This is a genomic window from Paraburkholderia sp. EG287B, from assembly GCF_040965595.1.
In the GTDB taxonomy this organism is placed as follows: Bacteria; Pseudomonadota; Gammaproteobacteria; order Burkholderiales; family Burkholderiaceae; genus Paraburkholderia.
On record NZ_JBFRCG010000010.1, the window covers coordinates 224115 to 237881 of the forward strand.

Consider the following 13767-nt stretch of genomic DNA (forward strand, 5'->3'; position numbering starts at 1 on the left):
ATCCGCACGCCTAACCCGTTCGAACCCCATCAAACCTTTAGTCGGCGGGGCGAATGCCGTGTATCATTCGGTCCCGGCGCCTTTTCGCTTTTTTTGCGCCGGCATCCGCGGGACATTCCCGATCGCTCGTGCTATTTGCCCTGCGTCGCGGTCCGCGCACTGCCGCCGCACGCGCCGTAAGCGTTGCCTGAAAACGCGCCCGCAAGCGCCGCCGCGCTCGCCGCAACCCCCGCCGCGCGGCCCGGTTGCCCGAATTCATCCGTGATACCCGCCAGATCCATGTCAGTAGCCGAACTCAGACGCCGCCGCACGTTCGCGGTCATTTCTCACCCGGACGCGGGCAAGACCACGCTCACCGAAAAACTGCTGCTGTTTTCGGGCGCGATCCAGATCGCCGGTACCGTGAAGGGCAAGAAGAGCGGCCGCTTCGCGACCTCCGACTGGATGGAGATCGAAAAGCAGCGCGGCATTTCGGTTGCCAGCTCGGTCATGCAGTTCGAGTACGGCGACGCCGTCATCAACCTGCTCGACACGCCGGGCCACGAGGACTTCTCGGAAGACACCTACCGCGTGCTCACGGCCGTCGATGCGGCCGTGATGGTGATCGACGGCGCGAACGGCGTGGAAGCGCAAACGCTCAAGCTGCTCGAAGTCTGCCGCAGCCGCAAGACGCCCATTCTCACGTTCATCAACAAGCTCGACCGCGAAGTGCGCGAGCCGCTCGACCTGCTCGACGAAATCGAGCAGCACCTGGGCGTGGCAGCCGTGCCGTTCACCTGGCCCATCGGCATGGGCAAGGAGTTCCAGGGCGTGTACGACATTCAGCGCGACCAGGTGCGCGTGTTCCGCGCGGGCCAGGAGTCGCTGGGCGGCGCGGTGGAAACGCTGCAGAACCTCAGCGAAGCCGATGGCGAAGCGCGCTTCGGTTATCACTGGAAGCGCACCAAGGAAGAAGTCGAGCTGATCACGGGCGCGACGCCCACCTTCGATCGCGACGCCTTCCTCGCGGGCGAGCAGTCGCCGGTGCTGTTCGGCTCGGCGATCAACAATTTCGGCGTGAAGGAAATTCTCGACGCGCTGGTCGATCTCGCGCCGCCGCCGTCGCCGCGGATGGCCGTGCAGCGTCCGGTCTCGCCGGACGAAACGAAATTCACGGGCGTCGTGTTCAAGGTGCAGGCCAACATGGACCTCGCGCACCGTGACCGCGTGGCGTTCATCCGCGTGTGCTCGGGCCATTTCGAGCGCGGCATGCAACTGAAGGTCACGCGCAACAACAAGACCTTCCGCGCGAACAACGTGGTGAGCTTCCTCTCGCAGCGCCGTGAGACCGTGGCCGAGGCGTATCCTGGCGACATCATCGGTATTCCTAACCACGGCACGCTGAGCCTCGGCGACACGCTCACTGAAGGCGAAGACCTGCAATTCACGGGTCTGCCGTTCTTTGCGCCGGAAATCTTCCAGACCATCGAAGTGGTCGATCCGATGCGCGCGAAGCAACTGGGCGAAGCGCTCAAGCAGCTCGGCGAAGAGGGCGCGATCCAGGTGTTCCGCCCGATCCACGGCGGCGCGACGATTCTGGGCGCGGTCGGCCAGCTGCAGTTCGAAGTGGTGTCGCACCGCCTCGCGGCCGAGTACAAGGTTGCCGTGCGCCTGATGCCCGCGCGCTATCGCCTCTCGCGCTGGGTGACCTGCGACGATCCCACCGAGCTGCGCCGCTTCACCGATTCGTACGAGGCACGCATGGCCTACGACGCGTCGAACGCGCCGACCTATCTCGCCTCGCACGTCTCCGAAATCGAGGTCGCGCAAAAGGCCTGGCCGAAGATCGTGTTCAACGAGCTGCGCGAGCATTCGGGCGCGCCGTTCCGCAAGTCGATGTAACACGCGCGGCGCGCTCGCGCCGCGTTCACAAACCAGCGAACTTCCCTCTTGTGCATCGTGGTGTCACACGCCCAGGGCGGCGTGCGACGCCATACCGCCGCATTTGCGCTCATACGCGCCGGGCGAAAATTGCGCAGCGCCTGCGCGCTTGCCCTATCCTCTTCTCGTAACGGTAAAAGACGACAAACCGGCGTTCGCCTGGATGGCCAGCGCCTGTCCGACCGACGAGGAGTGCCTGTGACCGTACGCAATCTCGATGCAGTGTTCCAGCCGAAATCCGTGGCCGTGATCGGCGCTTCGCAGCGCCCCGGCAGCATCGGCAGCATGGTGTGGCGGCGGCTGATCGATGGCGGCTTCACGAGCCCGCTGTGGGCCGTCAATCCGCGCCATGCGGGCGACTTCGAAGCCTTCGACGGGCGACCCGTGCTCGCCGACGCAGGCGACCTGCCCGAGGCGCCCGGCGTCGCCATCATCTGCACGCGGCCCGCCACGTGGCCCGCGCTCGTGCATCGCCTGGGCGGCATGGGCACGCGCGCGGCGATCATCGTCGGCGAGGTGAGCGATGAAGCCGATCAGGCCGACCTGCGCCACGCGCTGGCGGCGGCGCGCCCGCATCTGCTGCGCATCGTCGGCCCCGGCAGTCTCGGCGCGCTCACGCCCGCGCTCAACGCGCAGCTGGGCGCGGCGGCATCGATTGCGCGCAAGGGCGGCGTGGCCTGGGTGTCGCAGTCCAACGCGCTCACCAACGCGGTGCTGCGCTGGGCCGCGCCGCGCGGCCTGGGCTTCTCGCACGTGATCGCGCTCGGCGACGAGGCCGACGTCGACGTGGGCGACGTGCTCGACTATCTCGCGAGCGACCCGAGCACGCGCGCGATCCTGCTCGAAGTGGACACGATCCGCGCGGCGCGCAAGTTCATGTCGGCGGCGCGCGCGGCGGCGCGCAACAAGCCCGTGCTCGCGCTGCGCAGCGGCCGCGACGACAAGGGCGATGCGCTCTACACGGCGGCCTTCCGGCGCGCGGGCCTCGTGCGTGTCGACACGCTCGACGACCTGCTCGACGAAATCGAAACGCTCGGCGTGGGCCGCGTGGCTGCGAGCGACACGGCCACGCTCATCACGAGCGACCGCGGCGTGGCCACGCTTGCGCGCGACGCCTTCATGAAAGCCGGCGACACGCTCGCCCGCTGGAACGACGAAGCGCTCGCGGCCGTCCAGGCCGCGCTGCCGCACGCGCAAGCCGGCAATCCGCTCGTGCTCGGCGACACCGCGAAGCCCGAGCACTTCGGCCTCGCGCTGCAAACGCTCGCTCCGCACCGCTCGAGCGGCACGGCGTTCGTCGTGCACGCGCCCACCCACAGCGCGCCGGTCGACGCGGTGGCGCGCACCCTCATCGAGCAACAGCGTTTCGCGTATCGCGGCATGCTCGCGTGTTTCTTCGGCGGCGTGGACGAAACCACGCGCGACGAACTGCACGCGCACGGCATTCCGGTGCACACCACGCCGCGGCGCCTGGCGCGTGCGTTTGCGCGTCTCGTCGATTACCGGCTGGGCCGCGAGCTCTTGATGCAGACGCCCGAGACGATGCCCGCCCAGGGGCCCGCCGCGATCGAGGCCGCGCAGGGCGAAGCGCGCGCGGCGCTGGCGGCCGGACGCACGGAACTGAAAGGGGAGGAGGCGGGCCGATTGCTGGCCTTGTTCGGACTCGCCACGCAGGCGCAGGACGAACCGGGCGTGAAGCCGGTGGTGGACGTGTCGGTCGAGTTTCGCGACGACGACAACTTCGGCCCGGTGTTCCGTTTCGCCGCGCCTTCGCCGGACGACTTTTCGCCGCCGCTGCGCGTGTACAGCCTGCCGCCGCTGAACCCCGTGCTCTCGCGCGACATCGTCGCGCACTCGCCCTACGCACGCTACACGGCGCCCGAGCCGACGCTGGCCGCGCTCACCGAGCTATCGCAGTTCGTGTGCGAGGTGCGGGAAATCGTCGGCATGCGTCTGACGCTGCGTGTGCTGCCCGAGGCGGTCGTGGTCGTTGCGCCCAGCCTGCAGATCGCGGAAAAGCGCAGCCGCTTCGCGATCATGCCGTATCCGCGGCGGCTGGAAGAAACCATCGACTGGCACGGCGAGCGCCTCACGATCCGCCCGATCCGTCCCGAAGACGAGGACATGCACCGCACGTTCGTCGAGTCGATGACGCCCGACGACTTGCGCCTGCGCTTTTTCTCGGCGGTCCGCAGCTTCGATCACACGCAGCTCGCGCGCATGACGCAGATCGATTACGACCGCGAGATGGCGCTCATCGCGGTCGTGCGTGGCGAGGACGGCCAGCCGCGCACGCTGGGTGTGGTGCGCGCCGTGGCCGATCCGGACAACGAGACCGCCGAGTTCGCGGTCGCGATTCTGTCGAATCTCAAGCGCGGCGGCCTTGGCCGCTTGCTGATGTCGCGCATCATCGAGTACGTGCGCTCGCGCGGCACGCACTGGCTGCTCGGCGAGGCGCTGCGCGAGAACGCGCCGATGATCGGCCTCGCGCGCGCCTGCGGCTTCACCGTCACGCCCACGGAAGACCCGGGCGTGGTCGGTTTTCGCATGCCGCTCGACTGAGCGGGCACGCGGCCTGGTTCGTGACGGCGCTTACGCGGCCAGCTTCGCGAGCGCGTCGTCGATCTGGCCGCGCGTGAGGGCGAGCTCTTCGAGCCAGGCCTCGCCGTACTGCGCGCCGGTTTCCTTCTCCAGCCGCGCGATGGTCGCGGCGCAGCGCGCGGCGTCCTTGGGCGTGGCGATGAACGCCTTCACCGACTGGCCGCCCTGGAACGCCTCGAACAGCGGCATGCGGATTTCCTCGGGCAGCGCGCGCGTGGTCCACTGGTGCGTCTTGCCGTTGAAGGTGAGCGACGGCGGCAGCACGCGCTCCTTGCGCGTGGCCGGAATCAGGCCGAAATTGCGCGCGGCTTCGGCGATCTGCTCGGCCGTGAAAAGCTCCTCGGGGGCGATTTCGAATTGCGCGATGGCGGTTTCGACGGTCTTCATCGCGTCGGCGCGGTCGTCGCGCTTTTTCTGCGCGCGCGCGACGATGTCGCGCAGTTCGTCGGCTTCGTCGGCCGAGATCGTGAAGCTCGCCTGTTTCTGCTGAAGCTCGGAAAAGCGCTGGAATTCTTGATCGGTCAGAAGTTTCGCCATGGGTTTCGAATGCGCGTGAGCCGCTCGCTCGCCGTTTTGCGGCAGCGCGCGGCGCACAGGTTTTTTTGAGAGGGCCGCCATTCTAACCGTTTTGCGTGGCCGGCTTGAGCCCCACTGCGCATCAGGCCGCGCCGTCCTCGCGAAACATCGACAAGGTCTGCATGGTCGCGCTAAGCATTCGGGTCGCCTCATCGAGCGAGGGAGCGACATAGTCGTCGATGCGCTTGAGGAACGGGCAGGTGAGCGCCGCGATCGCCTGACCCGAAGGCCCGAGCACGGGAAACGTCACGTCCGTCACGCCGAAAATCTGCTGACTGTCCTTGCGTGAGAAGCCCGCCTCGCGCACCTGCTCGCACGCGGCTTCGAGCGCCGCGTGGTCGATCGCCACCTCGCCCTTCACCTTCGTATGCTCCGCGAGCATGTGCGCGCGCTGCTCCGGCGTTTGCCAGGCGAGCAGCGTGCGGCCCGAACTCGTATCGACGAGACCCACGCGCGAACCCAGCCGCACCGCGATGCCCCAGGTGCCCGGCCCGTCCACCTGGGCGATCACGAGCAGGTTGCCGCGGTCGTAGACGGTGAGATGGCAGGACTGCTCGGCTTCGTCGGCAAAGCGCTGCATGAGCGGCAGCGCTTCCGAGATCAGGCGCTCCATGGGCGGGTGACGGTGGGCGAGCGCGAAGAGTTTCAGGCTCAGCGCATAGCGGTCGCCGCCTTCCGAGCGGATGACGTATTGCCGCGCCACCAGCCGCTCGAGCATGCGGTAGATCTCGCTCGCGTTGCGCCCCAGCGCCTTCGTGATCTCGGCGCGCGTGAGGCCGGCGCGCTGCTCCGCAAGCAGTTCGAGAATGTCGAGCCCCTTGTCCAGCGCGGGCGCGCGATAGCGATCGGCGTCGTCTTTCTCGTCGGCTTCTTCGGGCACGTTGTCCGTCTGGCGCTTCTTCGTGTTCTTTTCCATTCGATCGTCCCCAGGGAAATCACGGACCCATGCTGCACTGCACATCGCTTGACCTCGCGATGTGCGTATATGAATAATACGTTCACTGGTGAACAAAAACCAGCATCGTCAGATAAGGAAGAGGCAGTTGCAACGGGTCGCCGGCGCTTCGAGCATTCCACGTGGGCGCGGCAAACACATGCGATTCATCAACGACAGCATCGGCGTGCGAGGCGCGTCGACAGGAGACACACATGGCGTTCGCATTCGGGCTCTCGAAGGCCCGCCGCTCCACCGGCATTCATCAAGCGCGCGGCGCCTTCGCCCGCGCCTCCACCCGGACGCTGTGCGTCGCCGCGGCCTGTGCTGCGGCGTTCGGCGCGTCGAGTGCAGTTAACGCAGCCGAACCCGGCAAGGTCGGCCTCGGCCTGCCGCTCCTCACTTCGCCGTTCTGGCAGTCGTACAACAACTACCTCGGCGCTTATGCGAAGCAGGACGGCATCGACATCCTCGCGCCCGTGAACTCGAACAACGATCCCGCCCAGCAGATCACGGACATGAACAACATGATCAATCTGGGCGCGAAGGGCATCGTGGTCGGGCCGATCGATTCGGCGGCGATCAGCCGCGCGCTCGGCAACGCCGCGCAGAAAGACGTGAAGGTCGTGGCCGTGGACGTCGCGCCCACGCAGGGCAACGTGGCGATGGTCGTGCGCGCCGACAATCGCGCCTACGGCGAGCAGGCCTGCAAATACATCGGCGAGCACGTGAAGTCGGGCAAGGTCGTGCAGATCATGGGCGACCTCGCCTCGGTGAACGGCCGCGACCGCTCGGAAGCGTTCCGCGCGTGCCTGAAGCACTATCCGAATCTGTCGCTGCTCGAAATTCCGGCCGGCTGGAAGGGTGACGTCGCGGCAAGCTCGCTGGACAGCCTGCTCACCGCGAACCCCGACGTGAAGGGCATCTACATGCAGGCGGGCGGTGTGTATCTCTCGCCCACGCTGCAAACGCTGCGCCGCAAGCAGCTGCTCTTTCCCGCGGGCGATCCGAAGCACATCGTGATCGTTTCCAATGACGGCATTCCGCAGGAGTTCGACGCCATCCGCAAGGGCGAGATCGATGCGACCGTATCGCAGCCCGCCGACCTCTATGCGAAGTACGGCCTCTACTACATCAAGGCCGCGCTGGAGGGCAAGACGTTCAAGCCGGGCAAGACCGATCACGACAGCACCATCATCCAGCTGCAGTCCGGCATTCTCGAAGACCAGTTGCCGGCGCCGCTCGTGACGAAGCAGAACGTCGACGACAAGAACCTGTGGGGCAACACCGTCAAATGAACGATCGAACCAGCGATCGGGCCGTGGCGGATAGCGCGCCGCCGTGGGGCGGCGCGCTATGGGCGGGCAGCCGCGAGGCGGCCATGCGGGCCCGCTTGCCGGTGGTCGAGGCGAGCGGCGTGACGAAGCGCTATGGCTCCACCGCGGCGCTCGCCGACGTGAGCCTGCGCGTGATGGCCGGCGAATCGCACGCGCTGGTGGGCCGAAACGGCGCGGGCAAGTCCACGCTCGTTTCGATCCTCACCGGCCTGCGCAAGCCCGACGAAGGCAGCGTGCGCTTCAACGGCGAGAGTGCGCCCGCGCTCGCCGACCGCGACGCCTGGCGCGAGCGCGTGGCCTGCGTGTATCAGCATTCGACCATCATTCGCGATCTCACGGTCGCGGAGAACCTTTTCATCAATCGCCAGCCAACCCGGCGCGGGGTGATCGACTGGCCCACCATGCGTCGCGACGCGCGTGCGCTGCTCGACCACTGGCGCATCGACGTGCGCGAGAACGCGCGCGCGGGCGACCTCACGGTCGAGGCGCGCCAGCTCGTCGAGATCGCACGGGCGCTTTCGTATGGCGCGCGTTTCATCATCCTCGACGAACCGACCGCGCAACTTGACGGCGACGAAATCAAGCGGCTCTTCCGGCGCATCGACGAATTGCAGCGCGAAGGCGTGACGTTCCTGTTCATCTCGCACCATCTGCAGGAGGTGTACGAGATTTGCCAGGCCGTCACGGTGCTGCGCGACGCGCGGCACATCGTGAGCGCAAGCGTGGCCGAGTTGCCGCGCGAGCGGCTCATCGAAGCCATGACGGGCGAGCGCGGCGGCCTGAATGTCGCCGATGCGGCGGCGCGCGCGGCGCTGCCCGCCAACGCGCCGCTCGCGCTCGAAGTGCGCAGCCTCACGGGGCATGACTATCACGACGTGTCGTTCACGCTCAAGCGCGGCGAAGTGGTGGGCCTCACGGGCGCGACAAGCAGCGGCCGCACGAGCGTGGGCGAGGCGATTGCGGGACTCGCGGCGCAGCGCGCGGGCGAGATTCGCGTGAAGGGCGTGCCGCTCACACCCGGCGACGTGCCCGCGGCGCTCGCGAGCGGCGTGGGCTGCGTGCCGAAGGACCGCCATCACGAAGGGCTCGTGCTCACGCAGTCGGTGGCCGAGAACGCTTCCATGACGATTGCGGGCTTGCTGGGGCGCTTCGGTTTCGCCCCGCCGGCGAAGAAGCAGGCATTCGGCAAGCGCATGATCGAGGCGCTCGGCATCGTCGCGCAGGGTCCGGATCATGTGGTGTCGGGGCTGTCGGGCGGCAACCAGCAGAAGGTGGTGATGGCGCGCGCATTGGCAAGCAATCCTGACGTTCTCGTGCTGATCGACCCGACGGCGGGCGTGGACGTGAAGTCGAAGCAAGCGTTGCTCTCGGTCGTGGGCCGTGTGCGCGAGGAAGGCAAGGCCGTGCTCGTGGTGTCGAGCGAACTCGACGACTTGCGCACCTGCGACCGCGTGCTCGTGATGTTTCGCGGCGAGGTGGTCGCCGAGATGGCGGCCGGATGGCAGGACCACGAACTGATCGCATCGATTGAAGGAGTCGATCTCCATGAAGAATAGTGTTTCGACGCCCGCGTTCGCCGCGGCGCAGGCCGATGCGGCCGCGAGCGCTCGCCGGGCGCGTCCGCGCATCCAGCTGGCGCGCCTGCGCGATTTCGCGCTGCTGCCGGCGCTGGTGCTGCTGCTCGTGATCGGTGGCTTCGTGAGCCCGAGCTTTCTCACGCGCGCGAATCTCATCAGCGTGCTCGGGGCTTCCGCTGCGCTCGCGCTCGTGGTGCTCGCCGAATCGCTGATCGTGCTCACGGGCAAGTTCGATCTTTCGCTCGAATCGACCGTGGGCATTGCGCCCGCCGTCGGCGCGATGCTCGTCATGCCGGCCGCTTCGGCGGGCTTCGGCCTGCAATGGCCCGCTTTTGCGGGGCTCGCCGCCGTCGTGGCGGTGGGCGCACTGATCGGCTTTATCAACGGCTTTCTGGTGGTGCGGCTGCGCCTGAACGCGTTCATCGTCACGCTGGCGATGCTGATCGTGCTGCGCGGCATGCTGGTGGGCGCAACCAAAGGAGGCACGCTCTTCGACATGCCCTCATCGTTCTTCGCGCTCGCCACCACCATCGTGCTCGGCCTGCCGGTTTCCGTGTGGCTCGCCGCTGCCGCGTTCGCGATCGCCGCGTTCATGCTGCGCTATCACCGCGTGGGCCGCGCGCTCTACGCGATCGGCGGTAATCCCGACGCGGCGCGCGCCGCCGGCATCCGCGTGGAGCGCATCACGTGGGGCGTGTTCGTGCTCGGCAGCGTGCTCGCCGCGATTGGCGGCTTGATCGTCACCGGCTACGTGGGCGCGATCAACGCGAATCAGGGCAACGGCATGATCTTCACGGTGTTCGCGGCGGCCGTGATCGGCGGTATTTCGCTCGACGGCGGCAAGGGCACGATGCTCGGCGCGCTCTCGGGCGTGCTGCTGCTCGGCGTGGTGCAGAACCTGCTCACGCTCGCCCAGGTGCCCTCGTTCTGGATTCAGGCGATCTACGGGGCGATCATCCTCGGCTCGCTGATGGTGGCGCGGCTCGCCGGCGGCGAGGCCCAGAACTAAACGCGGAGACTATCTGTGAACGGCAACGCACCCCATACCGACTCACGCCTGATTCTGCTCGCGCCTGAGGACAACTGCCTGATCGCGGCGGCGCGTCTGGCAGCGGGCGAGACGGTGGAGATAGAAGGCGAGCGCGTGACGCTCGCGAAGACGATCGAACTCGGTCACAAAGTGGCGCGCCGCGCGCTTGAGCAAGACGAGAAGGTGCTGCGCTATGGCGCGCGCATCGGCCACGTGAACGAGCCGGTGGCGCGCGGCGAGCATCTGCACACGCACAACCTGGAAAGCGATTACTTGCCGACCTATACGCACGACGCGGGGCACGAGTTCGTGCCGCACAAGTAACGCCACCATGATGCGGCACGCGCCGCGAGCAGGATTCAAGTTATGAGCGATAGCAACGTCACCCCTTCACCAGCCTCCGCGCCCATGCTCGCAGGCTGGCTGCGCAACGACGGCCGCAAGGGCATACGCAACGTGGTTGCGGTGGCCTATCTCGTGGAATGCGCGCACCATGTGGCGCAGGAAATCGTCGCGCAGTTCCGCGAGCCCTTTGGCGCGTTCGACGATCCGCACTCGCTGCGGCAGCCAAAAGAGCCGCCGGTGCATCTGATCGGTTTTCCGGGCTGTTTCCCGAACAGCTACGCCGAGAAGATGATGAAGCAGCTCACCACGCATCCGAATGTGGGCGCGGTGCTGTTCGTTTCGCTCGGCTGCGAGAGCATGAACAAGCACTATCTCGTGGAGCAGGTGCGCGCGAGCGGCCGTCCGGTAGAGGTCCTGACGATCCAGGAAAAGGGCGGTACACGCAGCACGATCCAGTACGGTCTCGACTGGGTACGCGAAGCGCGTGCGCAACTTGCCGCGCAACAGAAGGTGCCGATGCGGCTCGACGAACTCGTGGTCGGCACGATTTGCGGCGGCTCGGACGGCACGAGCGGCATCACCGCCAATCCGGCTGTGGGCCGCGCCTTCGATCAGCTGATCGCGGCGGGTTCGGCCTGCATTTTCGAGGAGACCGGCGAGCTGGTGGGCTGCGAATTCCACATGAAGAGCCGCGCGGCCAGGCCCGAGCTGGGCGAGGAGATCGTCGCGTGCGTGGCCAAGGCGGCGCGCTACTACTCGATTCTCGGCCACGGTTCGTTTGCCGTCGGCAACGCGGACGGCGGCCTCACCACGCAGGAAGAGAAGTCGCTCGGCGCGTATGCGAAAAGCGGCGCCTCGCCGATCGTCGGCATCGTGAAGCCGGGTGACGTGCCGCCCACGGGCGGTCTCTATCTGCTCGACGTGGTGCCCGACGGCGAGCCGCGCTTCGGCTTTCCGAATATCAGCGACAATGCGGAAATCGCGGAGCTGATCGCCTGCGGCGCGCACGTGATCCTGTTCACGACGGGGCGCGGGTCGGTGGTGGGTTCGGCGCTTGCGCCGGTCATCAAAGTGTGCGCGAACCCGCTGACCTACCGCAACCTCGCCGGCGACATGGACGTGGACGCGGGCCGCATTCTCGAAGGGCGCGCGACGCTCGACGAAGTGGGGCGCGAAGTGTTCGACCGCACGCTGGCGGTGGCGGGCGGCGAGCGTTCGAAGTCGGAAATGCTCGGGCACCAGGAGTTTATCCTCACGTACAAGAGCTTCGAGCCCGTCGGTCCCGCATGCCTGCCCGCCAGTGCGCGCGTGCCGATCGTCGCAGCCGCGAACTGAACCGCGCAGTCGGACGATTTCGTTGTGGGAACAACCATCTCCCGGAGGAGACGAGCCATGGCGCAAGAACAGCATCCCAGGGTGGCGCACAGGCGCCGCATCGGCCGCACGGCGCTCGAAGTCAGCGCATTGGGTCTAGGCACCGCGCCGCTCGGCGGCCTGTATCGCGACCTGTCCGAAGAAGAGGCGCAAGCCACCGTCGACGCCGCGTGGGAAGCCGGCATGCGCTTTTTCGACACCGCGCCGCACTACGGCCACACCAAGGCCGAGCACCGGCTGGGCGCGGCGCTGCGGCGCTATCCGCGCAACGAGTACGTGATCTCCACGAAAGTGGGCCGCCATTTCGTGCCGCGCACGCACCCCTACGACGGCAGCGAGGGCTGGCAAAATCCGCTGCCCTTCGAGGCGATCTTCGACTACACGCGCGACGGCATCCTGCGTTCGTTCGAGGACAGCCAGCAGCGGCTCGGCCTCGTCGATATCGATATCCTGCTCGTGCACGATATCGGCCGCTACACGCACGGCGAGCGCAACGAGCACTACTGGCGGCAACTGCGCGACAGCGGTTTCAAGGCGCTCGATGAACTGCGCAAGGCGGGCGCGATCAAGGCGATCGGCTTCGGCGTGAACGAGCGCGAAGTGATACGCGAGGCGATGCAGGAGTTCGACATCGACTGCGCGCTGCTGGCGGGCCGCTATACGCTGCTCGAACAGGCGCCGCTCGACGACCTGCTGCCCGAATGCGAGAAGAAGGGCGTGAGCATTCTGCTCGGCGGCGCGTTCAATTCGGGCATCCTCGCGCACGGGCTGCTCGGGGAACTCAAGTTCAACTACGCCGACGCGCCGCAGGAAGTGGTCGAACGCGTGGCGCGGCTCGATACGATCTGCCGGACCTACGACGCGCCGCTCGCGGCGGCGGCGCTGCAGTTTCCGTATGCGCACCCGGCCGTGGCGACAGTGCTCAACGGCGCACGCAGCCCGCAGGAGGTGCGCGAGAACGTCGCCTCGTTCGAGACGAATTTGCCCAGCGAGTTGTGGCTCGCGCTGCGCGACAAGGGTCTCCTCGATCCGCGCGCGCCGCTTCCGCAGGCCTGAGCCATGGCTACGACCGAACGGATCGACGCCCATCAGCACTATTGGGACCCCGCGCGCGGCGACTACGGCTGGCTCACGCCCTCGATGACCGTGCTTTATCGCGCGTTCGGACCCGCCGATCTCGCGCCGCTGCGCGCGTCGTGCGGCGTGGCGCGCACGGTGGTCGTGCAGGCCGCGCCGACTGTCGAAGAAACGCGCTGGCTGCTCGATCTTGCGCGCCATGAGCCGTCGATTGCAGGCGTGGTGGGCTGGGTGCCGCTGGACGACCCGCATGTCGCCACGCTGATCGCCGAACTCGCGCGCGAGCCGAAGCTGCGCGGCGTGCGCCCCATGCTGCAGGATTTGCCCGACGACGACTGGATCGAGAACGCCGATACCGCGCGCGGCGTGGAAGCGCTCATCGCACACGATCTCGCCTTCGACGCACTCGTTTTCACGCGCCATGCGCATGCACTCGCGACATTTCTCGCGCGCAATCCCGCGCTGCGCGTGGTGATCGATCATGGCGCGAAGCCGCCAATTGCCGACGGTGGCGAAAGCGGTTACACGGCGTGGTCGCAGGCCATCTCGCGGTTCGCGCGATTTCCGCAAGTGCACTGCAAGCTCTCGGGGCTCGCGACCGAAGCCGCGCCCGGCTGGGACGACGCCACGCTGGCGCCGTGGGTCGCGCATCTGCTTGCGTCGTTCGGGCCGCAACGCCTCATGTGGGGCAGCGACTGGCCGGTGCTGAACCTCAACGGCGACTACGCGCGCTGGCACGCAAGTGCGCAACAGCTTACACAAGCACTTTCCGTAGACGAGCGCGCCGCCGTATTCGGCGGCAACGCTGCGGCTTTCTACCGGCTTAAAACCGGGCTCGGGGACCCTCCAGCCGGTTAGAAAACGTCCGCCGAACGCCACGAGGCGCGCCTGCGTCGCCATAATGGCCGTTTGCGTCATCCCAACTTCTTCCCGCGATTGCATCGCTCGATCGCGGCATGAGACGCCTGCTGCAATACGGGGTATCGCCGTGCCGCG

11 protein-coding genes are annotated in these 13767 nt (G+C 67.3%); 9 read left to right on the forward strand and 2 right to left on the reverse strand.

Features of this window, described 5'->3' with window-relative positions; all coding sequences use genetic code 11:
- Positions 1-279 precede the first annotated feature (279 nt).
- Complete coding sequence (locus tag AB4Y40_RS19935; RefSeq protein WP_368689234.1) at positions 280-1881, forward strand: peptide chain release factor 3; 1602 nt, start codon at positions 280-282, stop codon at positions 1879-1881.
- A gap of 237 nt (positions 1882-2118) precedes the next feature.
- Entirely contained in the window at positions 2119-4482 is a 2364-nt protein-coding gene (locus AB4Y40_RS19940; protein WP_368689235.1) for a GNAT family N-acetyltransferase, read from the forward strand.
- A gap of 30 nt (positions 4483-4512) precedes the next feature.
- On the opposite strand, the gene AB4Y40_RS19945 is transcribed toward AB4Y40_RS19940, so the two are convergent.
- Both AB4Y40_RS19945 and AB4Y40_RS19950 read right to left on the reverse strand, forming a co-directional pair.
- A complete protein-coding gene (locus AB4Y40_RS19945; RefSeq protein WP_368689236.1) occupies positions 4513-5058 on the reverse strand; it encodes a hypothetical protein in 546 nt (181 codons plus the stop codon).
- A gap of 121 nt (positions 5059-5179) precedes the next feature.
- Positions 5180-6013 carry an IclR family transcriptional regulator gene (locus AB4Y40_RS19950; protein WP_368689237.1) on the reverse strand — a complete coding sequence of 278 codons (834 nt, stop codon included), beginning with the start codon at positions 6011-6013 and terminating at the stop codon, positions 5180-5182.
- A 233-nt stretch (positions 6014-6246) separates the two neighbouring features.
- Between AB4Y40_RS19950 and AB4Y40_RS19955 the strand changes: the two genes are divergently transcribed.
- The 7 genes from AB4Y40_RS19955 (at position 6247) to AB4Y40_RS19985 (ending at position 13629) form a co-directional block, all read left to right on the forward strand.
- Complete coding sequence (locus AB4Y40_RS19955) at positions 6247-7329, forward strand: sugar ABC transporter substrate-binding protein (protein ID WP_368689238.1); 1083 nt, start codon at positions 6247-6249, stop codon at positions 7327-7329.
- An 83-nt stretch (positions 7330-7412) separates the two neighbouring features.
- Positions 7413-8924 (forward strand): sugar ABC transporter ATP-binding protein, encoded by a 1512-nt coding sequence (locus AB4Y40_RS19960; RefSeq protein ID WP_368689342.1) that lies wholly within the window; start codon positions 7413-7415, stop codon positions 8922-8924.
- A complete protein-coding gene (locus AB4Y40_RS19965; RefSeq protein ID WP_368689239.1) occupies positions 8914-9954 on the forward strand; it encodes an ABC transporter permease in 1041 nt (346 codons plus the stop codon). The genes AB4Y40_RS19960 and AB4Y40_RS19965 overlap by 11 nt, the downstream gene beginning before the upstream one ends.
- Positions 9955-9969: 15 nt before the next feature.
- On the forward strand, positions 9970-10299 hold the full coding sequence (locus AB4Y40_RS19970; RefSeq protein WP_368689240.1) for a UxaA family hydrolase: 330 nt from the start codon (positions 9970-9972) through the stop codon (positions 10297-10299).
- 42 nt (positions 10300-10341) lie between these two features.
- A complete protein-coding gene (locus tag AB4Y40_RS19975) occupies positions 10342-11655 on the forward strand; it encodes a UxaA family hydrolase (protein WP_368689241.1) in 1314 nt (437 codons plus the stop codon).
- A 57-nt stretch (positions 11656-11712) separates the two neighbouring features.
- On the forward strand, positions 11713-12750 hold the full coding sequence (locus AB4Y40_RS19980; protein ID WP_368689242.1) for an aldo/keto reductase: 1038 nt from the start codon (positions 11713-11715) through the stop codon (positions 12748-12750).
- Positions 12751-12753: 3 nt separating this feature from the next.
- Complete coding sequence (locus AB4Y40_RS19985) at positions 12754-13629, forward strand: amidohydrolase (protein ID WP_368689243.1); 876 nt, start codon at positions 12754-12756, stop codon at positions 13627-13629.
- Positions 13630-13767: the final 138 nt, after the last annotated feature.

Excerpts from the sequence above, each read along its gene's own strand:
- AB4Y40_RS19985 (WP_368689243.1), top strand. The coding sequence starts at position 12,754 with ATGGCTACGACCGAACGGATCGACGCCCATCAGCACTATTGGGACCCC.
- AB4Y40_RS19945 (WP_368689236.1), bottom strand. The coding sequence starts at position 5,058 with ATGGCGAAACTTCTGACCGATCAAGAATTCCAGCGCTTTTCCGAGCTT.
- AB4Y40_RS19975 (WP_368689241.1), top strand. The coding sequence starts at position 10,342 with ATGAGCGATAGCAACGTCACCCCTTCACCAGCCTCCGCGCCCATGCTC.
- AB4Y40_RS19980 (WP_368689242.1), top strand. The coding sequence starts at position 11,713 with ATGGCGCAAGAACAGCATCCCAGGGTGGCGCACAGGCGCCGCATCGGC.
- AB4Y40_RS19955 (WP_368689238.1), top strand. The coding sequence starts at position 6,247 with ATGGCGTTCGCATTCGGGCTCTCGAAGGCCCGCCGCTCCACCGGCATT.
- AB4Y40_RS19960 (WP_368689342.1), top strand. The coding sequence starts at position 7,413 with ATGCGGGCCCGCTTGCCGGTGGTCGAGGCGAGCGGCGTGACGAAGCGC.
- AB4Y40_RS19950 (WP_368689237.1), bottom strand. The coding sequence starts at position 6,013 with ATGGAAAAGAACACGAAGAAGCGCCAGACGGACAACGTGCCCGAAGAA.
- AB4Y40_RS19965 (WP_368689239.1), top strand. The coding sequence starts at position 8,914 with ATGAAGAATAGTGTTTCGACGCCCGCGTTCGCCGCGGCGCAGGCCGAT.
- AB4Y40_RS19935 (WP_368689234.1), top strand. The coding sequence starts at position 280 with ATGTCAGTAGCCGAACTCAGACGCCGCCGCACGTTCGCGGTCATTTCT.